25 protein-coding genes and 1 tRNA gene are annotated in these 24107 nt (G+C 63.2%); 10 read left to right on the plus strand and 16 right to left on the minus strand.

Features of this window, described 5'->3' with window-relative positions:
• Nucleotides 1-9 precede the first annotated feature (9 nt).
• The 3 genes from ACRECX_RS03030 to ACRECX_RS03040 are packed head-to-tail and all read left to right on the plus strand — an operon-like array spanning nt 10 to nt 2270.
• Entirely contained in the window at nt 10-621 is a 612-nt protein-coding gene (locus tag ACRECX_RS03030; RefSeq protein ID WP_431557333.1) for an Isoquinoline 1-oxidoreductase subunit, read from the plus strand.
• 18 nt (nt 622-639) lie between these two features.
• On the plus strand, nt 640-1650 hold the full coding sequence (locus ACRECX_RS03035; protein WP_431557334.1) for an XdhC family protein: 1011 nt from the start codon (nt 640-642) through the stop codon (nt 1648-1650).
• Entirely contained in the window at nt 1650-2270 is a 621-nt protein-coding gene (locus tag ACRECX_RS03040) for a nucleotidyltransferase family protein (protein WP_431557335.1), read from the plus strand. The genes ACRECX_RS03035 and ACRECX_RS03040 overlap by 1 nt, the downstream gene beginning before the upstream one ends.
• A gap of 297 nt (nt 2271-2567) precedes the next feature.
• Here the strand turns inward: ACRECX_RS03040 and ACRECX_RS03045 are convergent, their stop codons facing one another.
• Genes ACRECX_RS03045 through ACRECX_RS03055 form a run of 3 tightly spaced genes read right to left on the minus strand, consistent with a single transcriptional unit; the run spans nt 2568 to nt 4461 of the window.
• Nucleotides 2568-3746 (minus strand): calcium-binding protein, encoded by a 1179-nt coding sequence (locus ACRECX_RS03045; RefSeq protein WP_431557336.1) that lies wholly within the window; start codon nt 3744-3746, stop codon nt 2568-2570.
• Between the two features lie 57 nt (nt 3747-3803).
• The gene (locus tag ACRECX_RS03050) at nt 3804-3935 is read right to left on the minus strand and encodes a hypothetical protein (protein ID WP_431557337.1); all 132 of its coding nucleotides are present in this window, start codon (nt 3933-3935) and stop codon (nt 3804-3806) included.
• Complete coding sequence (locus ACRECX_RS03055) at nt 3910-4461, minus strand: hypothetical protein (RefSeq protein WP_431557338.1); 552 nt, start codon at nt 4459-4461, stop codon at nt 3910-3912. The genes ACRECX_RS03050 and ACRECX_RS03055 overlap by 26 nt, the downstream gene beginning before the upstream one ends.
• Nucleotides 4462-4679: 218 nt before the next feature.
• Between ACRECX_RS03055 and ACRECX_RS03060 the strand changes: the two genes are divergently transcribed.
• The 5 genes from ACRECX_RS03060 to ACRECX_RS03080 all read left to right on the plus strand — a co-directional run bounded on the left by ACRECX_RS03060 (nt 4680) and on the right by ACRECX_RS03080 (nt 12616).
• Entirely contained in the window at nt 4680-5654 is a 975-nt protein-coding gene (locus ACRECX_RS03060) for a helix-turn-helix transcriptional regulator (RefSeq protein ID WP_431557339.1), read from the plus strand.
• A gap of 188 nt (nt 5655-5842) precedes the next feature.
• On the plus strand, nt 5843-7789 hold the full coding sequence (locus tag ACRECX_RS03065; RefSeq protein WP_431557340.1) for a hypothetical protein: 1947 nt from the start codon (nt 5843-5845) through the stop codon (nt 7787-7789).
• Nucleotides 7790-8769: 980 nt separating this feature from the next.
• Complete coding sequence (locus tag ACRECX_RS03070) at nt 8770-10224, plus strand: autotransporter domain-containing protein (RefSeq protein ID WP_431557436.1); 1455 nt, start codon at nt 8770-8772, stop codon at nt 10222-10224.
• Between the two features lie 257 nt (nt 10225-10481).
• Nucleotides 10482-11663: a hypothetical protein gene (locus ACRECX_RS03075; protein WP_431557341.1), complete on the plus strand. Its 1182-nt coding sequence runs from the start codon at nt 10482-10484 to the stop codon at nt 11661-11663.
• A 29-nt stretch (nt 11664-11692) separates the two neighbouring features.
• Nucleotides 11693-12616 carry a cation diffusion facilitator family transporter gene (locus ACRECX_RS03080; RefSeq protein ID WP_431557437.1) on the plus strand — a complete coding sequence of 308 codons (924 nt, stop codon included), beginning with the start codon at nt 11693-11695 and terminating at the stop codon, nt 12614-12616.
• 38 nt (nt 12617-12654) lie between these two features.
• Here ACRECX_RS03080 and ACRECX_RS03085 read toward each other — a convergent pair.
• The 5 genes from ACRECX_RS03085 to infA form a co-directional block, all read right to left on the minus strand.
• Nucleotides 12655-12730, minus strand: a tRNA-Phe gene (locus ACRECX_RS03085).
• A gap of 124 nt (nt 12731-12854) precedes the next feature.
• On the minus strand, nt 12855-13691 hold the full coding sequence (locus ACRECX_RS03090; RefSeq protein WP_431557342.1) for a universal stress protein: 837 nt from the start codon (nt 13689-13691) through the stop codon (nt 12855-12857).
• An 11-nt stretch (nt 13692-13702) separates the two neighbouring features.
• Nucleotides 13703-13942, minus strand: a complete 240-nt coding sequence (yacG, locus tag ACRECX_RS03095) for a DNA gyrase inhibitor YacG (RefSeq protein WP_431557343.1) — start codon at nt 13940-13942, stop codon at nt 13703-13705.
• A complete protein-coding gene (locus tag ACRECX_RS03100) occupies nt 13939-14730 on the minus strand; it encodes a Maf family nucleotide pyrophosphatase (protein ID WP_431557344.1) in 792 nt (263 codons plus the stop codon). Before ACRECX_RS03100 ends, yacG begins: the two co-directional genes overlap by 4 nt.
• Entirely contained in the window at nt 14690-14908 is a 219-nt protein-coding gene (gene infA, locus ACRECX_RS03105) for a translation initiation factor IF-1 (RefSeq protein WP_045365920.1), read from the minus strand. The genes ACRECX_RS03100 and infA overlap by 41 nt, the downstream gene beginning before the upstream one ends.
• A gap of 655 nt (nt 14909-15563) precedes the next feature.
• On the opposite strand from infA, the gene ACRECX_RS03110 reads away from it, so the two are divergent.
• Nucleotides 15564-16487 carry a hypothetical protein gene (locus tag ACRECX_RS03110; RefSeq protein ID WP_431557345.1) on the plus strand — a complete coding sequence of 308 codons (924 nt, stop codon included), beginning with the start codon at nt 15564-15566 and terminating at the stop codon, nt 16485-16487.
• A gap of 20 nt (nt 16488-16507) precedes the next feature.
• On the opposite strand, the gene ACRECX_RS03115 is transcribed toward ACRECX_RS03110, so the two are convergent.
• The 3 genes from ACRECX_RS03115 to ACRECX_RS03125 all read right to left on the minus strand — a co-directional run bounded on the left by ACRECX_RS03115 (nt 16508) and on the right by ACRECX_RS03125 (nt 18971).
• A complete protein-coding gene (locus ACRECX_RS03115; protein WP_431557346.1) occupies nt 16508-17074 on the minus strand; it encodes a DUF4760 domain-containing protein in 567 nt (188 codons plus the stop codon).
• A gap of 379 nt (nt 17075-17453) precedes the next feature.
• A complete protein-coding gene (locus ACRECX_RS03120; protein WP_431557347.1) occupies nt 17454-18389 on the minus strand; it encodes an IS1595 family transposase in 936 nt (311 codons plus the stop codon).
• 177 nt (nt 18390-18566) lie between these two features.
• On the minus strand, nt 18567-18971 hold the full coding sequence (locus ACRECX_RS03125; RefSeq protein ID WP_431557348.1) for a hypothetical protein: 405 nt from the start codon (nt 18969-18971) through the stop codon (nt 18567-18569).
• Nucleotides 18972-19155: 184 nt separating this feature from the next.
• Here ACRECX_RS03125 and ACRECX_RS03130 point away from each other — a divergent pair, with 184 nt between their 5' ends.
• On the plus strand, nt 19156-19428 hold the full coding sequence (locus ACRECX_RS03130; RefSeq protein ID WP_431557349.1) for a DUF3303 domain-containing protein: 273 nt from the start codon (nt 19156-19158) through the stop codon (nt 19426-19428).
• A 49-nt stretch (nt 19429-19477) separates the two neighbouring features.
• On the opposite strand, the gene ACRECX_RS03135 is transcribed toward ACRECX_RS03130, so the two are convergent.
• The 5 genes from ACRECX_RS03135 to ACRECX_RS03155 all read right to left on the minus strand — a co-directional run bounded on the left by ACRECX_RS03135 (nt 19478) and on the right by ACRECX_RS03155 (nt 24042).
• Nucleotides 19478-21166 carry a calcium-binding protein gene (locus ACRECX_RS03135; RefSeq protein WP_431557350.1) on the minus strand — a complete coding sequence of 563 codons (1689 nt, stop codon included), beginning with the start codon at nt 21164-21166 and terminating at the stop codon, nt 19478-19480.
• A 125-nt stretch (nt 21167-21291) separates the two neighbouring features.
• Nucleotides 21292-21744, minus strand: coding sequence for a low molecular weight phosphatase family protein (locus ACRECX_RS03140; RefSeq protein ID WP_431557351.1), 453 nt, complete (start codon nt 21742-21744; stop codon nt 21292-21294).
• A 4-nt stretch (nt 21745-21748) separates the two neighbouring features.
• Nucleotides 21749-22258: a UPF0262 family protein gene (locus tag ACRECX_RS03145; protein ID WP_431557352.1), complete on the minus strand. Its 510-nt coding sequence runs from the start codon at nt 22256-22258 to the stop codon at nt 21749-21751.
• Between the two features lie 2 nt (nt 22259-22260).
• The gene (hisD, locus tag ACRECX_RS03150) at nt 22261-23559 is read right to left on the minus strand and encodes a histidinol dehydrogenase (protein WP_431557353.1); all 1299 of its coding nucleotides are present in this window, start codon (nt 23557-23559) and stop codon (nt 22261-22263) included.
• Nucleotides 23560-23568: 9 nt separating this feature from the next.
• On the minus strand, nt 23569-24042 hold the full coding sequence (locus tag ACRECX_RS03155) for a DUF2948 family protein (RefSeq protein ID WP_431557354.1): 474 nt from the start codon (nt 24040-24042) through the stop codon (nt 23569-23571).
• Between the last annotated feature and the right edge of the window lie 65 nt (nt 24043-24107).

Consider the following 24107-nt stretch of genomic DNA (forward strand, 5'->3'; position numbering starts at 1 on the left):
CAACAGGACATGCGCGCGCTACTGATGGCGCTTGGTACGGGCTTGATGGTCCTTGCGGCAGGCATCGGTTTGTCGCTGGCGCAACCCAAGGCCGAAGACGACTCGCTGAAGCCGGTCAACGACTTCTTTGCGATTACCGACGAGAGCGAGCGCTCAGTCGCCCTGTTCACCGAAGCGGGCAAGGTCATCCAGCATCCGAGATGCCTGAACTGCCATCCGGCAGGCGACCGGCCTTCTCAAGGCGAGGACGGCCATCCGCACTTGCCGCTGGTGCTGCGCGGGGCCGGCGGCTTCGGCGTGGTCGGGATGCAGTGCCAGACGTGCCATCAGCGCGCCAATGTCGAACTGGCCGGCGTACCGGGGCACCCGCTCTGGCATCTGGCACCCATCGAGATGGCGTGGCAAGGCAAGTCGCTCACCGAGATTTGCGTCCAGATCAAGGATCCCGAGAGGAACGGTGGCATGAGCCTTGACGATTTGATACATCACATGTCCGAGGATTCGCTGGTGGGTTGGGGCTGGAATCCTGGAGATGGCCGCACGCCCGCGCCCGGTTCGCAGCAGCAGTTCGGAGCTCTGATCAAAGCCTGGGTGGAAACCGGCGCTGTCTGTCCCGATTAAGCCGCAAGAGGGAGGCCTATGAATAGGGTGGAGCCGCAGCGGCCTGCTGAGTCCACACCCATCTCGGCCGCGCGCGACTGGCTTGAGGCATTCGACACGGTCGCGCTGGCGACCGTTGTGTCCACGTGGGGCTCCGCGCCCGTGCCCGTCGGCGGGCAGCTCGTCGTCGCGCCCGACGGGCGCTTCGAAGGCTCCGTGTCGGGCGGATGTGTCGAGATCGACGTCATTGCCGAGGCGCAAGACGTTATCGCGAACGCTAGACCCACGCTTCTCGAGTTCGGCATTGCCGACGAGATCGCTTGGCGTGCCGGGCTCCCCTGCGGCGGCTCGATCAAGGTCTTCGTCGAACCACTCCTTGCTTCGGATAGAGACTTTATAGATCAGATCCTCGCGGCGCGCCGGTCACGGCGCCTGCTCGCTGTCGCGACCAATCTCGCGACGGGAGACCGCAGCCTCGTCGATCCCACATCGGCTGAAGACCGCGAGCTTGCCGTGCAGATTTCGGCAGGCGAAAGCGGGATCGTCACAGTGACCGATCGAGAGGTCTTTCTCCACGTCTTGATGCCTGCCGTCCGGCTCGTCCTTGCCGGCGCGACGCACATTACCCAAGTCCTTGCCGACCTGGCCGCCCGCGTCGGCTATGACGTCGTCATTGTCGATCCGCGTCCTGCATTCGCGAGCGCAGCGCGCTTTGGCGGCATGACCATAGTGGAAGAGTGGCCAGAACCTTCCTACGCGGCGTCAGCGTTCGACAGACGGACGGCGGTCGTCGCGCTGACCCATGCCGCGCACCTTGACGATGAGGCGCTCGCGGCGGCGCTCCGCTCCGATTGCTTCTATGTCGGAGCGCTCGGATCAAGGAAGACCCACGCTAAACGCCTCGAGCGTCTGCGAGCCGCCGGCATTGCAGAAGACCAACTGGCGCGCATCCACGCCCCTGTCGGGCTCGCCATCGGCGCCAAGGGACCGGCGGAAATTGCCGTCTCGATCTTGGCCGAGATCGTCAAGGTGGCGCGCGGAGCGAACTGATGCGGAGGCTCGGCGCGATCCTTCTCGCCGCAGGATGCTCTTCCCGTTTTGGAAGAGACAACAAGCTTCTCGCTAAGATCAATGGACAGCCGATGGTGCGGGTCGTGGCCGACGCCCTCTTTGGCGCGAGCTGCATCGACGAGGTGCTTGTCGTCACGGGACATGACGCACCCGCCGTAGAAGGCACACTCGATGGTCTAAAGGTCCGCTTCATCTTCAACGCGGATTGGCGCGACGGAATGGGCGGATCGATTGCACTCGGCGTTTCGAAGCTCGCGGCGGCGCTGGACGGCGCCGCAATCGTGCCGGGAGATATGCCGTTTCTCACGTCGAGCGTGATCGACAGGCTTGGCGCGAAATTTCAGGAATACGATGGAACGTCGATCGTCTTTCCAGCGACGCCTGCCGGAGAACAACGGAACCCCGTGATTTGGCCGCGCCGATTTTTCGGATTGTTGGAGGATTTGACGGGACCAGAGGGAGGCAAGAGGCTGTTGATCGAACTGGCCGACTCCTCCTGCCCTGTTCTCATTCCGGACGAGAGGCTGCTTCTCGATATTGACGCCCCTGACGATATGCCGGACGCGTCTAAGGACTCGCAGCCCCAAGCTCCTAGTTGAGAGCTAATCTGCTAAAACAGAGTCTAAATCACCTAGCGCATTGAACACAGTAAGAAATTCTGGTGCCGGGGGCGGAATCGAGGTCGCCCACTAGCCCATTGTTTCCGCTGAATGATAGTGCGCGTCAACGCGTCGCGATACCCACATCCGTACCCGCACTTCTCCGCCTGATCGGCATCAAGCGATCGACCGCGTGTTAGGGTTTCGGAGTGTGACCAGCGATGGGTCGCCACAAGCAGCGTGGGGCTCGGCCAGTTCATCCTCCAAGAAGAAACAGGCCGCGCGCGACGACTTGTTCTATAGCAGGAAGTCGCCCTTGCTGAGCGCGCCGACGCCGACCCAGATCTCGAAGTCGGCCTTGCCGTCGCCGTTCACGTCGCCCTGAACAATGACCTTCGAGCCCTTGTCCTCGTAGCGGAGCTCGCCCTTCTTGTCGTGAAAGTCCTGCTTGCCGATCCACTTGAACTTCTGATTGCCGGACACGCCCTTGTGGGCATCGATACCCTTGAGGTCGATGTCGTCGGTGCCGCGCTGGAAGTCGAGGATCTTGTCGCGCTTGCCGCCACGCACACTGTCCTTGATCGAGTTGAAGTCGAACAGGTCCCGGTCGGCACCGCCGAATAGGAGGTCCTTGCCTCTGCCTCCGGTGAGCACATCCGCGCCCGCGCCTCCGTCGAGTTTGTCATTGCCCTTGCCGCCGATCAGCTTGTCGTTGGCTTCCTCGCCGAACACGACGACCGGGAATTTGCCGGCATTGCCGTTGAACAGATCGGCGCCGTCGCCGAGATGGACCTCGCCGATGATCTTGCCCCGGTTGACGATGCTGTCGTTGACGTTGCCGCTCGAGGCTTCGAGAAGGATGTCGCCGTCGATCTTGCCGTTATTGGTGAGTGCGATGCGCCCGCCGGTGTCCAACGTGTGGATCGCGGTCACGTTGCCCGCGATGGTTCCGCCCGCGGCGTTACCGATGACGGTTGCCAGGCCGTTGGCAGTGGCGATCAATACGCCGTCGATACCGGAATGGATAAAACCGGAATTGTTGATCGTTCCGCCGTCGACCGTCGAAGCGATGGCGACTCCGCCTTGCCGTCCATAGACCTCGCCGGAGTTCGTCAGGGCGAAATTGGTGGCGCCGTTGCTGGCGAAGATGCCGAACTGGCTAGAACCACTCACCAGGCCGTGATTGAAAATGGTCGCGTTCGCATCATTGGCGACGATGCCCGCCACTAAACCGACGATGCTGTAGCCGGCATTGTTGGTGATGGTGGCGTTGGGATTGTCGAACCTGGCGCCGATATTGCCGCCAAAGATATAGCCGTTGTTGATCAGCGTGCTGCCGTCTTGCTCGCTGACTACGCCGTCCATCTCCTGTGAGGCGACCAAGACGCCCGTGTCGATGGTCCAGGTCTCGGCCGGACCGCTGTACTCCAGGCCGTGGTTTGTAGTCTCAAAGATGTCGACGGTCACTGTTGGCATTGTCCAGTCTCCTTGGGCGATCGATTGTTGGGGTTCGCAGTGCCGGTCGGATCGGCATCACGTCTGCTGTGGGATCACGATTTTGATGACGTAATCGTCGGCGACCACGCCGTCGGTGACGAAGTCGTTGGAGATCTGAAGGATCGCGTCGCGAAGCTCGCCATCAGATCCTCCCGTGGGCTGTCGCAACTTGCGCGAAATCTCGATGTGACGGATTGCTTGTCTGAGTGTCGGGCCAGACATTGGGACCCCAATGCGACGTCCGCCGTCGGTCGTCGCCGTTCATGCTGTCGGCGCTCTCTACTGTCACACCGGACAGGCTGACGATTGCACCTCGGTTGACCGCGACAGTACCGTCGGCACAAACGCGAAAACCATCGTCCATCCAGGCATCGCCGTCACCGACATTGCCCCGAGTTGGCGTGTTGGCGATCACGACGTTCTTGATCTCGACCTTGCCGCTGTCGATGAGGAACACACGACCGGTATTGGCGGCATCGACGGTGAAGCCGTTGCCGTTGATGGAGATGGTATGAACGCCGTCGCCGCGGATGATGGGCAGCAAATGCGTGAGGACGACAACGCCGCCATGGGGACTGACGATATGGATCGCGTAGTCGTGCGCGACCACGCCGTCGGTGGCGAAGTCGTTGGAGACTTGAAAGATCGCCTGCCGAAGTTCGATCTGATTGGAAACGTTGATCTTAATCGTCATAGGCCTATCCGGTCGACGGCCACAGCGACCACCGAGATTGGTTCAACTCACAATGTCTCCGAAGGCCGGGGTGGGATCGGGCCCAATGCGGCCTCCTTCGGCCGCTCAACGCAGCCTCACCACCCACCGCAAGGAATACGAATTCGTTCGGCCGACTCAACCCTTCGCGTTGTATGATCGCCGGAGCGAATAGTTGTCGGAGATGAAAGGGTAAAGGAATGCCCAATTCTCGTGCCGCTCTGGACTGGCTGCTACGTGAAGACGACGACGAGCGCGCTGTACCGGTCAGCGAGCGCGTCGAGGTCGACGATGATCATTGGCGGATGAGCACGGAGCGGCTCGACATCGGACCCGGCATGTGGGTTTTTCTGTCCTTGGCCGACGTTTGGGGCGAGCCCACGCTCGAACCCCGGCACGAGGAACCCAGCGCTTGGCTTTGCAGCAATATTGCGGTGAAGGGTAAGGTTTCGCTCTCGCTCTCCGATGGCTTGAGCACCGATATCACCGACCGATGTTCCGTGCTCTACCGGGCTGTCGACAAACGCGCGCGATTCAGTCCCGCGCCGAGCCAGCGCTTGCAGCTTGCGGGTTACATGCTGCGTAGTGACAGAGTGAGGCAGATGCTCGGCGAAAGTCTTCCTGCCATGCTTCCGCCGCTAATCGACGAAAATGCGGTGTCGAGCAAGCTCATCGAGGTCCCCGTCGGCGTGCGCGTCCGGCAGGCGGCGGGATCATTGTTCACGACCAAGCTGAGGGGTGCCTTGCGCCTTCTGTTCCTAGAGGGCGTGGTCCTACAGCTGCTTGCCATGCAGACAGCGCGACTCGATCGCGGAGTGAGCGGGAGAGAGAACCCCTTGTCGCCGAAGGAGCGTTCCTCAATTCTCGAAGCGCGTGACCTTCTCCTCGCCAACATGCGCCACCCGCCGTCGCTTGCCGCCCTTGCTGCGGAGGTTGGATTGAACGAGAAGGCATTGAACGCGGGCTTCAAGGAGCTGTTCGGCACCACGGTCTTCGAGACCTTGCGCAACGAGCGGCTTGAGCACGCGCGGCAAGCACTTGAAAACGAAGACCTGCCGGTCAAGCGCATTGCTTTCCGCGTCGGTTACAATCATGTCAACAATTTCATCAACGCCTTTACCGCCCGTTACGGGACCCCGCCCCGCAAATACCGGGTGCGACGCAGCGAGCGCTAGTCGCCGCAGCACTGCCTGGACGCTAAGGCGACCGCGTCACAATTGACGCCGTCAAAGGCACTTCACTTCGGTCTGCACTATGAAGTCCGGCACGCATAGAACGCCAAGATTGAGCGCAAATGCCGATTCGGGTCTCCTCTCTTTCGGGGGGCGCCATTCCCGGTGTCCAGGACCGTTGAGGAGGCTTCATGCGTCGCGCCAAGCGACGCGTCCAGGGGACGCAACCTAGCGCGAGACGTGGGGGACGTTTCGCACATCCGGGGCGCGTTGCCGCGTGCCTGCCGCGGCCGGTTCGTGCCGACCGCGCATCGCTTCTGCTCGGCACGGCCCTCGCCACGACATTCCTCATCGGCAGCGTGATCGCGCCGGCGCCGGCGCATGCGGTGTTCGACTGCCTCGTGGGGCCGCCGCCTGCTCCAGCCTCTCCAGGTCCAATCAGCGCTCTCGGCATCAATGACTCGATCATCTGCGTCAACACCGAAGCGCGTACCAACGCCGCCGGCAACGCCATCGGACTTTCGACGGTCGATAACGATCACTCCATCTCTCTCAACAACAGCGGATTGCTGACGGCTTCCAACGCCGGCGACGCTGCCGGAATCTTCACGCAGACGTCCTCCTCGAACAGTTTCATCGAGATCATGAATAACGGCGACATCACCGCCGCCACCACCGGCTTCGGCGCTGCCTACGGCATCTACGCCGGGACGCAGGCCGTCGACAGCACCATCGAAATCGAAAACCACGGGGACATTACGGTGACTCGCGATGGCGCCCTGGGCAGTGGCCGTGGCATCTCCGCCTATGCCCCCCAAAGCGCCATCAGCATCACCAACTCTGGCGACGTCCTCGTCACCACCAACGGCAGCAGCTCTAGGGGTTACGGCCTGCGCGCCTATACCGACGAGAGCGGGGCACCCATCGGCATCGGCAACGCCGGCGGCATCACGGTAACCACCTCCGGCAATTATGCCACAGGATACGGCATTTATGCCTTCGCGAGACGAAGCGCCATTGGCATCGCGAACTCTGGCGACATCAACATCACCACCACGGGTGTGGAGGCTTTAGCCTACGGCGTGAGCGCCGCGACGTCCGGGAACGCGGCACCCGTCGGCATCGACAACGCCGGGAACCTCACAGTCACCACTTTCGGCCAAGAAGCCGATGCCTTCGGCGTGCTTGCCAATACGTCCTACAGTGCCATCGGCATCGACAACGCCGGCGACATCGTCGTGACTACCTCCGGCGACGGCGCGCAGGGCTTCGGCCTGCATGCCTATACGTTTGGAAGCACGGCTCCCATCGGCATCGACAACGTTGGCGACATCACGGTCACCACCTCCGGCGACCCGGTCAATTTCTTCGGTACCTTCATTGACGCCAACGCCTTCGGCATTCGTGCCCGTGCGCGCCGAAGCGCCATCGGCATCGACAACGCCGGCCACATCGTCGTGGAGACCACCGGCGACCGCGCGCAGGGCTATGGCATATTCGCTTATACGTATGAAAGCTCAGCTCCCATCGGCATCGACAACGTTGGCGACATTACCGTCACCACGCACGACTTCCAGGCCGAGGCCTACGGCATCTACGCCTACGCGAATCAAAGCCCTGTCGGCATAGCCAACGCCGGCGATATCAGGGTGACTGCCGCAGGCCAGGGGCTTGCTGCCGGCATTTCTGCCCGCACGGATACCGGGGACAGCTCCATTGGAATTCAGAACAGTGGGGATGTCAGCGCCGATGGTGGCTTGGTTTACGGCATTCGTGCCGGGGCCGATGGCGCCGCTGCAATCGGCAACGGCGGCTCCATTACCGTCAAGGGGGGCAATGCCAACTTTGCCTCTGCTCTCGGCATTCTTGGAAGCGCCAATTCCACGCTCAGCATCGTCAATAGCGGCAATCTTGCCGCGGCGGTGGGGAATGGCAACTATGCTCGAGCCAGAGGGATTCAAGGTTTAGCTACGCGGTCACCGCCGAGATCGTCAATGGCGGCGACATCGTGGCGACAGCCGGAGACGGCTTTAGGGCGGTCGCTGAAGGCATCAGCGCAATCTCCCCAAACGGCTCAGTTCGCATCCGCAACAGCGGCGACCTCATCCTTACGGCGGGGACCGGCGACCGTTCAGTAGCGAACGGCCTTGTCGCCGGCACAATCTATGGCGCAAATTCAATTGTCGTCGTGAACGACGGCGCAATCGACGCCACCGCCAACGGCTTCTACTCGGTCGCGAGGGGCATCACCGCGGTAGCAAGCCCTGGCCAAAATGGTGCCAGCATCGAGATTCGAAACAGCGGCGACATCGCCGCGACCGCCCCCAAAGGCTTCGCCTTCGGCATCGCCGCGAGGAGCTACGGCACCGCCACCCCCATCGAGGTCCACAACAGCGGCGACATCGCGGCGAAGGGGGGGACCAGCGCCCACGCGCTCTACGCCACAGCCGCCGGCTTAGGCAGCGCCGTCACCATTGTGAACACGGGCGACCTGACGGCGGACGGCGTCACTGCAACGGGCATCCGGGCGCAGGCGCAGGACGGCCCCATCACCATCTCGAACAGCGGCGGCATCGCGACGAAGGGACAGGTCGACGCCTTTGCGATCTATGCATTGGTCGCCGGCGCCGAGGCGGGCAGCGCCGTCAAAATTGTGAATACCGGCGACGTCACGGCAGACGGCGAAAATGCGGCGGGCATCCGGGCGCAGGCGCAGCACGGCGCCATCAGCATCTCGAACAGTGGTTCCGCATCGGCGACCGGCGCCAACAGCTATGGCATCTTGGCCCGCAATTTCGGCCGCAGCCCGATCATAATCGACAATTCCGGCACGGCCTTCGGGGGCACTGCCGCCGGAATCTACGCCTTCAGCAATGCCGGCATCACAATCGTCAATTCCGGCACCATCTCCGGTCAGTCGCTGCTGGCGATCCGGACTGCGGGCTCAGGCAGTGCGGAGATCTTCAATTCCGGCACCATCTTGGGCTTTGTGTCCCTTGACGCCGACGACCGCTTCATCAATCAGGCTGGCGGCACGTTCGAGGCGCGACTTACGAGCGATTTCGATGCGACCGGGCCAGGCGGCACCGACCTGTTCCGCAACGAGGCGGGCGGCACGGTGCATACCGCCGACAATCCCGGCGCGGCGGAGATAACCGCTTTCGTCAATCTCGACCGCTTCGAAAGCGCTGGGCTGATCTCGCTCCAGGACGGTGCGCCGGGCGATACCTTCACCATCTCCAACACGCCGGGCGGCAGCGGCCTCTCCTTCGCTGCCTCGGGCAACTCGACCTTGGCGGTGGACGCGTCTCTCGGCGGGCCGGGTTCGGCCTCAGACGTGTTCATCGTCGAGGGCAGTGTGAGTGGCAAGACCGCGGTCAAGGTGAACAACACCAATGCGGGGCCCGGCGTGTTCAATCCTGTGGGCATCCCGGTGGTGTTCGTGACCGGCGCGACGCCGAATTCCAATGCCTTTTTCTTGGCTGAGCCCATCAGCACCGGCTTCTTCGACTACGACCTGTTCTTCACACCGACCGGCAGCGGCATCTGGGAGTTCAAGAGCTTCCCAGGTGCCAACGCGTTCGTCCTGCCACAGCTCGTAACTGCGGCCCAGGACATCTGGCATCAAGGTTCGTCCACCTGGTTCGACCGCACGGCAGATTTGCGCGTGCTGCTGGCCGGCGGCGTGGCGCCGGCCTACGACCCTGCCGGCGGCGCGCCGCCGAGCAACATCACGCCGGCGACATGGGTGCGCGGTTCAGGGAGTTGGCTCGACCGCGACGACACGGCGACCACCACGGCGTATGGCCGCACCTACCAGTTCGATCTCGGCCGGGATTTGGAGGTCATGGACTTCCAGATGGGGCTCGATCTCGGCAAGCGGGACTTGCTGGCGCCCGGCGACATCCTCGTGTTCGGCGTGCTCGGCGGCTTCATCGAGGCGAGCCTCGACTACGACTCGATCGTGCGGGAGTTCGACTTCGACGGCGGCCAGATCGGCGCTTATGCCACCTATCTTAAGGGTGGGCTGTTCGTCGATACCCTGCTGAACGCGCATCTCTACGAGCTCGACGCCAACGGCACCTTGGGCTTCCCGAGCGAGCTTGACGCCTCGACCGTCGGTCTCAGAACCGACACCGGCTACCGCTTCGGCTCATTCACCCGCGGCGCCTTCCTCGAACCGCTGGCCACCATCGAAGTACTGTGGGTCGATATCGACGGCTTCGCGTTCGGCGGCAACACGGTCTCGTTCGATGATGATGCCAATGTGCGCGGGCGGATCGGGCTTCGCGCCGGCACCACCATGCAGGCCTGGGAAGGCACGATCATGGAGCCGTTCGTCATTGGCAGTCTGTGGAGCAACTTCACAGATGACAATCAGGCGACGCTGGTCTCGACCGGCACGACGTTCCGCTTCGAGGATGATCTCGACGATTTGTGGGGCGAGGTCTCGGCCGGCGTGAACTTCTTCAACCCGAGCGCCACCACCGCCGTGTTCGCCAAGGTGGACGTCGCCTTCGGCGACGACGTCACCGGCGTCGGCGGCAAGGCGGGTATGCGGGTGAATTGGTGACGAATGAAAAAGTGAAATCCTTAAGACTTCCAGGGCGCATTGGGGATGGGTGAAGTTGACTCGACCGGCGACAGTCGGGTCAGCCCTGCTAATTCGAAGCCGCGATGGAGCTCTGCATCCACGCGGCGGATTGCAACATTGCCATGCTCAAACGCCTTCGTTCGCCAGAACAAGCGCGCGAACAGACCCTAAGTCAAAGTTCTGACCAGCTGCCAGGCGGGTCTCGCGAGTCGCAGAGGAAGCAGCGGGCCGTTGTAGTGGGAAGCCTTGCCGGCCTCCTGCTTTACACCGCTTGGATCGGCGGTCCTTATCTCCGCTCGATCTTCATCCGCGACGCCGCAGTCACCACCTGGATCAGCGTCGCGGCCTCGCCTATTGAGGGCTATTTCGATAAGTCCCCGCTTTACCCGGGCCAGCGCGGCGGGCAGGACGGCGTCATCGCCACGATCGTGAATCCCCTCGCCGACGCGACGCCGCTGGCCAAGGCGCAGGCCGATCTCGATAAGGCGGAGAACCGGGTGGCGGCCCTGCAATCGCTCATCGGCAGCCTTCAGGTAGCCATCGACTCGCGCTCGAAGGAGGCGGAGGATTACGCATCCGCCTTCATGCGTGACCTCGATGCACGCATCCTAACCACCGCCGCCGACATCACGACCACCAAGGAGCGTCTGCGGCTCGCACGCGTGCACTCGGCGCGCCTCGCCAGACTATCGTCGTCCGGTTATGCCTCGCAGTCTGCCGCCGATGTTGCCGCTGCGGCCGTTCTCGAGGAGAAACGGGCGTTGATCAGGCTCGAGGGCGAGCTTCAACGTGCGGAGCAACGCCGGGAGGCGGCTGAACACAACACACTGCTCCTCGACGATGCCGAGGACGGCGCCGTGGCCTTGCGCAGCCTCGACGATTTCCGGGTGAACCTGAACCGGTCGGTTTGGGAACTCGAGGCCGCCAAGACCGACGCCATCACCGCGGCCGAAGTCTTAGAGAAGGCGCAGGCACTCTACGAAAGGAATCGGCGCGCGCCGATCGAGGCTAAGCCTGGCGCGATGGTGTGGAGCCTCATTGCTGCCCCGGGAGTGGCGGTTCAGCCAGGGACACCGGTCATGAGCTGGATCGATTGCAGCGTCATGCTGGTCGACGTGCCGGTGCAGGACGTCGAGATCGCGCTGTTGCCGCCGGGTGCGTCAGTCGACATCGTGATCGAGGGCGAGCACGAGGTGCGCAAGGGAACCGTCGTGCTCAAGCGCGGCGCGGCGGCAACCATCGGCCAGGTCGATCTCGCGGCGATCGCCAAAGGGCGGCAGCCGGGCATCGGTCAAGTCCTGGTCAAGCTGGACCCCTCGCCCGCGGACATTGACGCCTGCCCCATCGGCAGCGCCGCCTATGTGGACTTTCCCGGCGTGGGTCTCATAGACATTCTAAAGGCCCGTCTCCGGCTGTAGGCGTGACAATGGCCAAAGATTCCCAAGTCATGCCACATGAGGCGGCTGAGGAGCGCGCCCTCGTCTTTGCACTCTTGGCCGACGCAGGCGTGCTGGCCATCATGATTCCTGTCGGCATACTCGGCGGCTCGCTGACCCTCACCGCAGAGTCCATCCGCTTCGCGCTGATGATGGTCATCGAGTACTTCGTCTATGTGGTCATGTGGCGCGTTCACAGAAACAAACTTCTCGACATGGAGTTCGGCGGCGGGAAGCTTGAGCAGATCGCCAATACGGTCACCGGGCTTGGCATGCTCGGCGCCGCCGTCTGGATCGCCTTCAAGGCATCGGCAATTGTTTCAGGCCAAGCGACGGTCGGTGCGCCGCTCGGTCTAGCGCTTGCTGCGATTGTTGGCGCGCTCAACGCCGTCATTAACCTGTTGGCCTGGAACAAGATGCGCTTGGCCGCTTCGGACGGCAGAGCCAGCGTGGTCATGCAAGGGCAGTTGAAAGCGCGGCGCGTGAAGCTCGTCTCTTCAACTGTGGTCCTCGTCGCGATGACGGTCGCGGCCTTGTCGACGGACAATGTTGTCGTCGCCTGGGCCGATGCGCTCGGTTCGGTCTTCGTCGCGAGCTTCATCCTCTGGAACGGGATTGCCATGCTGAGGATTAGCGTCCCGGATCTTGTGGATCAATCCGCCGGTGGCGCCGTCCGCGACATAGTGGAGCGAATCCTTCGGCGCAATGCCGAGAACTTCAACCGGCTGGACGGCTTCCGGTCACGCCGGTCGGGCCGGGTCGTCTTTGTCGAGGTGGTGCTGAGCTTCGACGCGGGGCTCAGCATCGCCGAGGTAAGCCGGCGTATCGAGCTGCTCAAGAAGGCACTGCAGCAGGAGATCGAGAACGCCGATATCTCCATCCTTCCCATTACCGACGCGGGGTGGGATCTTCTGGAAAACGGCGCCTGCCCCTGACGTTGCTGCTTAACTCATTGAAAACATTGAGAAAATTCTGGTGCCCAGGGGCGGGATCGAACCACCGACACGCGGATTTTCAGTCCGCTGCTCTACCAACTGAGCTACCTGGGCCTGCCTTTGGGGGCATGTGGTGAGGCGGAAAGCTTTCCGCAAAGGCGGGGCCCCACACAAGGCCCTGGCTTATAGGAAATCGGCCCGCCCGTGTCGAGACCGGCAATAGCGCCTCCCGTCTCGCCTATTGATGCGCCATGAACACCGGGACCTCCATGTGCCCCAGGACATGGCGGGTGGCGCCGCCGAGTACCCATTCCCGGAAGCGGGACCGGCCGAAGGCGCCCATGACGATGAGGTCGGCGCCTTCGGCGGCGGCACGCTTCAGGATCGCCTCGCCGGCGCCCTCCTCCGGCGTGTCGGTCGCGCCGACCTCGGCGGCTACGCCATGGTGGCGCAGATAGGCGATGACATCGAGCGGCGCCATGCGCATGGTCGAGGGAAATGCGGCGCGCGACTGACCGATCATGACCGCGACGCGCTCGGCGCGCTGAAGCAGCGGCATGGCCTTGCGCAGGGCGGCGGCCGACTGGGCGCTGCCGTTCCAGGCGATGAGAACGCGGCGTCCGAACTCAGGCGACGTCCAGGCGCGCGGCACGATCAGAGCGGGATGGCCCGACAGCGCAATCTGCACCGCAGGGCCCCACAACAGATCGCTCGGATCCCGGCATTGCTCGACGATTGCCAAATCTTGCAAGCGGAGCGCATGGATGATGATGTCGGCCGCCTCCCCCTCGCCGGTCAGCCAGCTATGCGCCACGCCCACTTTGCCGGCGATGGCGTCGAAAACCTTTTCCGCCGCAAGCGCCTCCACCGATTCCTGCTCGATCAGACTTTCGACCTTGGCCGCCTCGAGGCGAATGAACGGGTTCTGCAGGGCGCTGCGCAGCATAGCCGTCTCGGTGAGGCCGCAAATGCCCGTGAGATGCGCGCCGAAGTTTTTGGCAAGGCGCGCGGCAAGCTCGATCTGCACTTTGGCATTGGCCAAGGGCACGTTGACGAGGATCGCCTCATAGGCCATGTCGCCTCCTCTCAATCCAGTTCATCGTCGCTGGTCTTGGCGGCGGGCGCGCCGGGGACGGCGTAGGCGCCCTTGAGCCAACGGCCAAGGTCGATCTCAGCGCATCGCTTGCTGCAAAAGGGACGATGCTCGCGGGAAACGGGCTTGCCGCAGATCGGACACCGGCCGGACTTCTTCTGCACGGGCGCCGTCGTCTTCTTATCCCCGGCCGGTCCTGGCCGCGCTACCGGCTTGCGCGAGGGCGCCGTCACTCCGTCTCGACCTCCGCCTTCGAGAGCCACAACAGAGTCACCGGATAGCCCTCGCCGGCGAGTAGGCTCACCACCTCGGTCAGCGGCAGGCCAACGATATTGGTGTAGGAGCCAACAAGCTTTACGACCCACGCCCCGGCGATGCCCTGGATAGCATAGCCGCCGGCCTTGCCCTTCCATTCGCCGCTCGCGAGATAAGCGCCGATCTCCTGGTCAGAGATATTGCGGAAACGCACGCGCGTCTCCACCACGCGTTCGCGCCAACGGCCCTCGGGGGTGACGAGGCAGATGGCGGTGTGGACCTTGTGTGCGCGGCCGCGCAGCAGGCGGAGCATGTCGGCGGCCTCGTGCTCGAGCTCGGCCTTGCCGAGCACGCGGCGGCCGACGGCCACCACGGTGTCGGCGGCCAACAGAAAACACTTGGCAAACTCGGGCTCGGTGCGGGTGATCTTGAGGGCGGCCTCGGCCTTGGCGCGGGCAAGCCGGCGCACGATGTGGCGCGGCACCTCGCCCTTGGCCACGCTTTCGTCGACGGAGGCAGGGCGGAGCGCGTCGGGCGCGAGTCCTGCCTGCTCGAGCAGAGCGAGCCGTCGCGGCGAGGCGGAGGCGAGCACGAGCTTCGGCCGGAAGCTCGATCCTGGCGTCGGCGCGCGCCGGCGCGGCGTCCGCGCGGAGGCTTTCGCCTTCTGCGGCGAAGGAATCGCAGGCTCAGCCGTCGCGGGATCGCTCCGCTTCAGCCCGAGCTTGCTACTTAAACCGGTAAGTGATCCGACCTTTAGTGAGATCATAGGGGGTCATCTCGACTAGAACCTTGTCGCCCGCAAGCACCCTGATACGGTTCTTGCGCATTCGTCCCGCCGTATGGGCGATGATCTCGTGTTCGTTCTCGAGCTTCACCCTAAAGGTGGCGTTCGGGAGGAGTTCGGTGACCACTCCCGGAAATTCGAGCATTTCTTCCTTCGCCATAAGGCTCCTTCCGCATCTGCCGATTGCCGCGGAGAATGGTCGGGCGGGGCCGCAAAATCAAGGAGATTGCGCGGCTTTCTGACCTCGGCCTGGCGGTGCGCCGCGCATGAATCGACATTGCCGCGGCGCAGGGTGCGTCCGGCTTATGCTCCTTTCTCCCCTCTAGGCACGAGGGGGTGGCGCGCCGAACGGCGCAATCCGTAATGGTGTCGTGTCCTTGGCGAGGACACGCGGGCGCCTTCCGGCGCGCCACATGCGCTCAAGTAGGCCAGAGGCCGGTAGCGCATGCTCATTTGCGGCGTCTTACTCGGCATCGGGCCCCGCTTTCCGTTGACCGGCGATAGGCTCCGGGCGGTCAGTCAGCTCCTGACAGGGGCCCGTAGTGGCCCCGGGGGGAGCCCCGATGCGGCCCGAGTGCCTCGCAGCGAACGAGACCCGCAGGCGCCGCACCCCGTCCCGCCACTCAAGACGCCTCTAGAGCAACGCCCCTTCAGAAGGACGAGGTGCTCGCAGTGTAGCGGCGCGCGATGCGGAGGTCTAGGAATATTTTCACAATATTATACTTTGCGTACCCACGCCGGGTGCGCTATGCTCGCGTGAGGGTTGAGCTATGCGGGCTCTACCCAAGAAGCGTGTTCAGGAGCGTCGGAAACCGATGACGGTGTGCATTGCTGCGGTGTGCGGGATGGGAACCCCCGGTGGTCCCTTCATCGTGGCGGCGGCTGATCGGATGATTACGATAGGCGAGCTAGAGTATGAGCCTGCGCAAACCAAGACTATTGCCCTGGCTACTCTCACGATTGGCCTGTTTGCTGGCGATATGCTGCTTCACGGCGCCGTTGTTCCACGCGCCATCGCGAAGCTAAAGGGCGGTGGGTATAACACATCCGACCTAAAGGTGAGTGAGATCGCCGAAGCCTACGCTGACGAGTTCGCAAACTATCGGCGGGGGCTGGCCGAGCGCCACACTCTTTCGCCCTTAAATATGACCTTTGATAGCTTTCTGCGGCGACAAAAGGACATGGCTCACTACCAAGTAGATATCATCACTGATCAGCTTCAATCGTTTTCAATTGACTCAACAGCTATCGTTGCGGGGCTCGATTCGACAGGAGGGCACCTTTACAGAGTAGAAAATCCCGGGCGCGCCATGTGCTATGACACGCCTTTCTTCGTTTGCACGGGTGCCGGCGAGGCGTTGGCGCGAACGCAGTTCGTTGTGTCTGGCTTTGACAAAACGTGGGATTTGCCCAGCACCATTTGGCTGACGTTCCTTGCTAAGGCGCGAGCTGAATCAGCGGGTGGCGTTGGGAGCCAGACGGATATGGTCCTTATAGCCGGTGGCGCAGACACGCCAATCTATCCGCTCAAGGAAGAGGAAAAGAACCTTCTATACGGACTGTACGAGAATACACTGCATGATGAGCGCATGGCGGCGGTTAAGGCCAGCGATGCGATTGCAGAGTATATTAAGGCTGGACTAGCGGCGGCGGCGACTACAGGTGACGCCACTACCCAAGCTGCAACAGAAGCCACTCCCGTCGAGGAGCCATCACCTAAAAAAGATGATGCGGACTAATAGCCTCCGGCTACGAACAGTCACTTGATGCTAACCACCCGCCTCCGATGGGGCATGGGTTGATCCGTCCGATGATAAGACATGTTGTTCTGCCATTGTGCTGCCAAACCCTCGAACTCAACATAGACGTGCGGAATGTGAGATAAATTTCGAAGCTCTATGACGTAGGGGCTTGCGGCCTCCCAATCGCGAATCAAGCCAGATTGCATGTAGCGGAACAGAAATTCCTCATCAAGGATGCCACGACGAATCCCAATGGCGATGTTCTCATAATCATTCAGGATCGCCTGAATCGATTTTATGCCTTCTTGGAATTTGTTCCGCTCTTCGGGAGGCCATTTTCCAGGATCGGCGTAGCGTGCAATGTCTTTGGCGTGGCGTAGCCGGCCAAATTGGACACGCTGCTCAATAAAGTCCTGGTCCCAGTTTTTGCGATCAAGAGTTTCAAAAGTAAGACGGGCACGCGCAATGTCTCGTTGGGACCATAGCGTCCACCAACCGAGACCTGCGGCGACTGCCACGGAGAGAATAAGGGCGGCGGCCTCCTGGCTCACCACACCAAAGATTAAGGGCGCCTGCTCGTTCACGAACAGACGCCCTTCGTTGCGGCTGGAAGCCGATCAATAAAACCATACCTCACGAGTAGCCATGAGTTTACTCCTCTGGGGCCGTGCATTTTGGCTGATTAACGCGTTGCGAAGGGCCTTTGTTTCAGGCCAGAACTATAGCGATTCCACGTCGGTTTCTTCAAGGTAAATCGGCTCTAAGAATCGGCACTTTCCCGTGATTTTGGCGGCACAATGAGCCTCAGCGCCCGCTCGAACAGGCTCCCCGACTTGTCAGCCTCAAGCTTCCGAGCGGTCTCCTTGAACCGTTCGGATTGAGGCTTCTCAGAAACGCCTTTTCTTGGCTTGGGCTTTTGCTTCCGCTTTGGTGAGGCCATAAGGCTTTCCACCTTTGATTAGGCTATCGGTACGTGAGGCGCTTGCCGACGATCCCCTTCAACGCGCGGTCGGCTCTTGCCTCGTCGTTCACGCCAAGCGCCACGCGCGCATTGTACCGGAAATCGAACTCGGCAAGATACCTATGCAGATGCTTTTCTGCACAGTGCTGGTAGATGCCCCTCATGCCGCGCTTGAACACTGAGAACACGTTCTCGACAGTGTTGGTATGCACATCGCCGCGAACGTACTCTTTGGCCGAGTGCTTGACGGTTTCGTGTGAGGCGAATTCCTTACCGACGCCGATGTAGATTTTGCTTTCGTCAGTGTGCAAGCGGGTCTCCCGGTGAAGGTTCTCTCTCACCAAGTTGGTGACGTTCAGGGTGCTCGCATGGGCAACGTGGAATGACCGCACGTTACCGCCGCGCTCTACCAGAGCCACGATAGCGCGCTTGCTATAACCCTTGCCGGTAGTGGTGAAGGGACGGCCGCGGCGCTGCGGCGAAGGCTTGGGGTCGGCTTGCTTGCCGTAGTAGGTCTCATCGGCTTCCACGATCTTGCCAGCGCCGCCCATAGGCTCTAGCACGCCCGAGCGCATCGCTTCCCGGATACGGTGAGACATGAACCAAGCTGTCTTGAGGGTGACGCCCAAGGTCCGGTGAAGCTGGTTAGAGCTGACACCCTTCTTGCTGGAGGCCATCAAGAAGATCGCCTGGAGCCACAGATGCAGCTTGACGTGGCTCGCCTCGAATACGGTCCCGACCTTCACGGTGAAGGGCTTGCGGCACTGGTAGCACTTGTAAGTGCCGATCCGGGTGCTGGAGCCCTTCATCTTGGAAATGCGGTCCACGCCGCCGCAGTGCGGGCACACCGGGCCGTCAGGCCAGACCCGCTTCTCTACAAAGCGGTAGGCCGCAGCTTCATCGTGAAAGTGCTTATCGGAAAGAACTGACTTGGGCATGACCCCCTCCTTGTCCCTTGGATATAGGGTTTCGGAGTGGGTACGTCAAGTATAATATTGTGAATATTTTCATATCACGTAGCCCGCATGAAGCGAAGCGAAATGCGGGGATGCAGATGCCCTCACGCGAGGCTCCCGGATTGCGCTGCGCTTCATCCGGGCTACAGACTACTGGACTCAGGACGATGGGGCCGGATCGGGCCGCTCAGGGTTCTCATCCGCATGATCGGCCTCGGCGAGCCGCTGCACCAGCGAGGCGGGCGGCGCGGCATCGCCGCGATGGGCCGCGCCATTGTGCGCCTCCTGCACGACCTCCCGCACCGTGCCGTCGAAATGCTCCAAATGGCCGACGACCTGCTTTGCCAGCTCGACGTAATGCTGGTGGATCAGGATGAGGCGGCGGCGAAGGTCCTCGTTGATCGAGCGCAGGGCAACGATTTCCCGGTGCTGCGCCCCAAGGCGGCTGCGAAGAGCGTTGCGCTCGGCGACAATGCGCTGGATGGCGGCGGCTCCGGCGAGAGCCGCGTTCTCCACAGCCTGATCGGAGGCGAGCTCGGCGGCATGGGGCTCGGCCCTCGGCATGTTTCTCGGCGCTTCATTCATTGGCGGTGCGTCCCCTTCTTGAAATGAGAGGAAAACGGCGTTCGCCCCTTGGCAGTTCCAAAGCGGCCCGATTGTGGCAAAAATCTATTGCCGCAGGTGCGGCATACCTGAAAACATGGGGATTGCGGGGAGCTGCCCGCCAAAACCCACCAGGGAGGCGCCCATGCTGTTTGTCTGCTACGTCACCATCGACCCTGAAAATCGCGATGAGAGCATCAAACGCTTCAAGGAGCACGGCGTCGCCGTGCCGAAGGGTGTCAAGCTCCTCGGCGCCTGGATATCGGTCACGCAACAGGAGACCTGGGCGATTTTCGAGGCGGACGACGCCGAGGCGGTCATGAAGCTCTACCAGCCGTGGACCGACCTCAACGTCCACCAGATCGCGCCAGTGATGGACTTCGCCGAGCTGAAGACATACGTGGACGCAAACGTCTAAGCGAGCGGCTCATACGCCCGGAGTCGCGACAAGCGAGCAGCCGCGCGGATCACAGCACGAAGTCGCCGGCGAGGAAATTGATGTTGCCTAGAGCCTCGATCTCGAAATCGACATTGGCGTCGAGGTCGCCAGCGAGCTCGCCCTGAATAATGGTGTTGGTGCCGTCGAAGAAGAAGCGAATCTCCCCATTTAGGCCCCCAGTGAAGTCGGCGTTGCCGATGAACTGGAACGCCTGGTCCAAGGGGGTCAGAGTGTCCGCGTCGATGGCGGACAGATCGATCAGATCGGCGGCGCCGGATTCGGAAAAATCGGAAATCCTGTCTCGATTGCCCGCGCCAATGCCCGAATCTGACACTAATAGGAACGTAAAGGTGTCTTGCCCGGCATCGCCGGCCAAAAAATCCGCGCCACCCCCGCCGATCAGTATGTCGTTGCCGCCTACGCCGTTCAGCGTGTTATTTCCGCCGTCGCCAATAAGTATATCGTCGAAGGTCGAACCGAAGACACTTTCGATGGCGATGAGCGTGTCTCCCTGCGCGTCGCTGCCGTTCCCGGTGCCGAGGCCAAGGTCGACCGTGACCCCAGCGGGCGACGTTGTGTAAAAGGCGAAATCGAGGCCCTCCCCGCCATCAAGCGTATCGGCGCCAGCACCGCCGATGAGCGTGTCGCTGCCGCCGAGTCCTTGAAGCGTGTCGGCGCCATCGCGCCCTTCCAGAGAATTGAAGCCGCCGTCGCCGACCAAGACGTCATTGAAATCAGAGCCCCTAAGGCTTTCGATGCCGATCAGCGTGTCGCCCGTCGCGTCCCCCCCATTCGCCGTTTGCATGGAAAGATCGACGTTAACGCCGGAAGGCGAAGAGAAGTAATTGGCGAGGTCGAGACCGCTGCCGCCGTCCAGGATATCGGCGCCACCCCCGCCAACGAGCTGGTCGCCTCCTGCTCCGCCTTGCAGGTGGTTGGCGCCGCCGTCACCGGTCAGGAAATCGTTGAAGTTCGAGCCGGTGAGGTTCTCGATGCCCGAGAAGGTGTCGCCCGCCGCGTCCACGCCGGCGGTAAATCCGTTAGACAAGTCGACGGAGACACCGCCAGGAGAGCTAATGTAGCTCGCCGTATCCGTACCGGGGCCGCCGTTCAGCGCATCGGCGCCAGGACCGCCGATCAAGGTGTCATTGCCGTCGCCGCCGTTGAGCGTGTCGTTGCCGCCACCGCCATTCAGCGTGTCGTGGCCGTCGCCGCCATTGAGCGTGTCGGTACCGCTGGCCCCGTCGAGCGAATCGTTGCCGTGGCCACCGTTGAGCGTGTCGTTGCCGCCGCCGCCGTTCAGCGCGTCCTTGCCGCTGCCGCCGATCAGCGTGTCGTTGCCCCCGCCGCCGATGAGCGTGTCGTGGCCACTGCCGCCGACGATCTTGTCGTTGCCCCCGCCGCCCTTCAGCGTGTCCTTGCCGCTGCCGCCCTTCAGCGTGTCCTTGCCGCTGCCGCCAATTAGCGTGTCGTTGCCGCCCCCGCCCTTCAAGGTGTCGTTGCCGCCCTGACCGTTCAGCGTGTCCTTGCCGCTGCCGCCGACGAGCGTGTCGTTGCCGCCTCCGCCTTTCAGGGTGTCGTTGCCTGAGCCGCCGTTGAGCAGATCGGCCCCGGCAAGGCCGATCAGAATGTCGTTGCCGCCGAGACCGAAGATCGAGTCCTTGCCGCCGGTACCCCGGAGGCGATCGTTCCCGCCCGTACCTCGGATCTTTGCCATCGCGCCCTCCTTGAGAGGGCCGGCGCGGCCAGCAGCGCAATCGGCCGCCGCCGCGCGCTATCGCAAGCGGGATTCTAACACGAAGGTGCTGAGTTAGGAACCCTGCGCTGCCTTGGCATCAAGGCTCACACGCCCGGCGCGGCGGCGAGCGGGAAGCGCTGCTTGATCCTGGCGAACAGGCGATCGCGCACGGCGCGATAGGCGTCGAGGATCTGCTCGCGGCTGCCATGGGTCAGAGTCGGGTCGGGGGTCGGCCAGTATTCGACGTCGACGGCGTAGCCATGCGCAAGCTCAAGCGCCTTGTGCTGCGCCTCGGGCGCCAGCGTGACGATAAGATCGAAGGAGCCGTCGTGCACATCGGCGAGCGCCGCCGGTACATGACGCGACATATCGATGCCGATTTCCTCCATCACGGCGACGGCGAAGGGGTCCGGCTCGCCGGGGCGCACGCCGGCGGAGTCCACAAAGATGCGGCGCCCCGCGAGATGCTTGAGAATGGCGGCGGCCATCGGCGAGCGGACGGCGTTGCGGCTACAGGCGAAGAGGACCGCGCCCGGCAGATCGGCCCCCGCGCCCAAGGTCTCAGCCCTTCCAGTGCAGCGCGCAGAGCAGGGTGAACAAGCGTCTCGCGGTGGCGATGTCGACGGCGATCTTGCCCCTGAGCCGTTCCATCAGGAGGTGGCTGCCCTCGTCGTGCAGCACGCGGCGGCCCATGTCGATGGCCTCGATCTTGGAGGCGGGCTGGGTCTTGATCGCGGCGTAGTAGCTGTCGCAGATGATGAAGTAGTCCTTGACGATGCGGCGGAACGGCGACAGCGACAGCATCACGTGCTGCAGCGGCGCGCGCTCGGTGTCGGCTACGGAGAACACGAGGCGGTTGTCGGCGAGCGACAGATGCAAAGTGTAGGGGCCGACGCCGTCATGGCCTTCCAGCGCGAAATTGTTCTTCTCCAGGAGGTCGAAGATGGCGACCTCGCGCTCGTGCTCGACCTCGGCGTTGTCGCGGCCGAGCGAGGCCTCGTCGACGGTCACCTCGACGAGGCGCGCCGTTTCCGGCCAGGACCGCAGGTCTTCTTCGTCGTTCTCGGCCATTTCTAGTCCGGCAGATTGAGCCTGATGGCGACGGAGCGGCGGTGCGCCTCGAGCCCCTCGGCGCGGGCGAGCGCCATGGCCGCGGGCCCGAGCGCCTTGAGGCTCGCCGCATCGAGCTTCAGGATCGACGTGCGCTTCATGAAATCGAGAACGCCGAGACCAGAGGCGAAGCGGGCGCTGCGCGCCGTGGGCAGCACGTGGTTGGTGCCGGCCACGTAGTCGCCGATCACTTCCGGCGTGTAGCGGCCGACGAAGATGGCGCCGGCATCGGTGACGTTGGCCGCGAGCGCATCCGCATTCTCGGCGGCGATCTCCAGATGCTCGGGCGCAAGGCGGGAGGCGATCGACGGCGCCTCGTCGAGGCGCTTCACCAGGATGATGGCGCCGAAATCCTGCCAGCTAGCGCGCGCCGTGGCGGCGCGCGGCAGAGTGGCGAGTTGGGCGTCCACCGCCGCAGCGACGGCATTGGCGAAGTCCGCATCATCAGTGATGAGGATCGCCTGCGCCGCTTCGTCGTGCTCGGCCTGCGCTAACAGATCGGCGGCGATCCACGCCGGATCGTTGCCACTGTCGGCGATGATCACGACCTCGGACGGGCCGGCCACCATGTCGATGCCGACCTGGCCGAACACCTGGCGCTTGGCCGCGGCGACATAGGCGTTGCCGGGGCCGACGATCTTGGCCACGGGGCGGATGGTCTTGGTGCCGAAGGCGAGCGCGGCGATGGCTTGCGCGCCGCCCACCCGGTAGATCTCGTCGACGCCGGCGAGCGCGGCGGCGACCAGCACCAGGGGGTTCAGCACGCCACCCGGCGCGGGCACGGTCATGACGAGGCGCGCGACGCCGGCGACCTTGGCGGGGACCGCGTTCATCAACACGGAGCTCGGATAGCTCGCCGTGCCACCAGGCACGTAGAGCCCGGCCGAGGCGACGGGCGTCCAGCGCTGGCCGATATCGACGCCGCTCGCGTCGGTGTAGCGGTCGTCCTTCGGCAGTTGCCGGCGGTGATGGTCGAGGATGCGCGCATGCGCGAGCTCGAGCGCGGCGAGGGTCTCAGCGTCGACTTGGCCCCGCGCCGCCGCGATCTCGGCGGGCTCTATGGCGATGCCGGCTTCGCGGAGGTCGAGGCGATCGAATTTCGCGGTGAGGTCGATCAGCGCGGCGTCGCCCTCCTCCCGCACGCGGGCGATGATCGCCGCGACGGCGTCGTTGACGTCGGAAGCGGCCTCGCGTTTCTCGGCGAGAAGGCCGGTGAAGCGCTCCTCGAAATCCGGAGCGCGGCTATCAAGCAGGCGGACCATGGCGCCGCCTCAAGTGCCGGACGCGCCGGGGCTCTCCCCGCCGGCGGCGCCGTCGCCCGGGTGCTCCGGCTTGCGGCTCGTGGGCCAGGCGGGGCCGAGGTCCCTCAGCTCGACTTCGAGACACTCGACCTTGAGCTGGATGGTGACGTCGCCGGAGAAGAGAAGCGTGATGTTGCCGCTCGGCGGGTCCTCGGCCTCGAAGGAGATGGCAAGCAGCGACAGCACGCGGTCCTTGAAGTCGGGCCGGAGGTCCTTGTGCTGGGCGGCAAGCACCCGGTCGAAGCGGAGCGCGGTGCGCCGGCGGCGGTAGTCCTTGGTCCCCTCACCCACACCCTCCCAATCGAAGCGGTTGAGGACCGCGGCGAAGCGTTTCTGCGACGGCAGATAGGCAAGGTCGCCGACGCGCACCACGGCATCCTGAAGGTGCGAGGACACCACGGCGAGGTCTTCTTCATCGAGGGCGAGCAGCTTCAACGGGGTCATGGCAAAGGAGCGCCTCTCTGGGGCATGGGAACTACCACGCTCGAGGATGGGAAAGAACCAATAGC

Source organism: Methyloceanibacter sp. (genome assembly GCF_050726195.1).
Taxonomy (GTDB): domain Bacteria; phylum Pseudomonadota; class Alphaproteobacteria; order Rhizobiales; family Methyloligellaceae; genus Methyloceanibacter.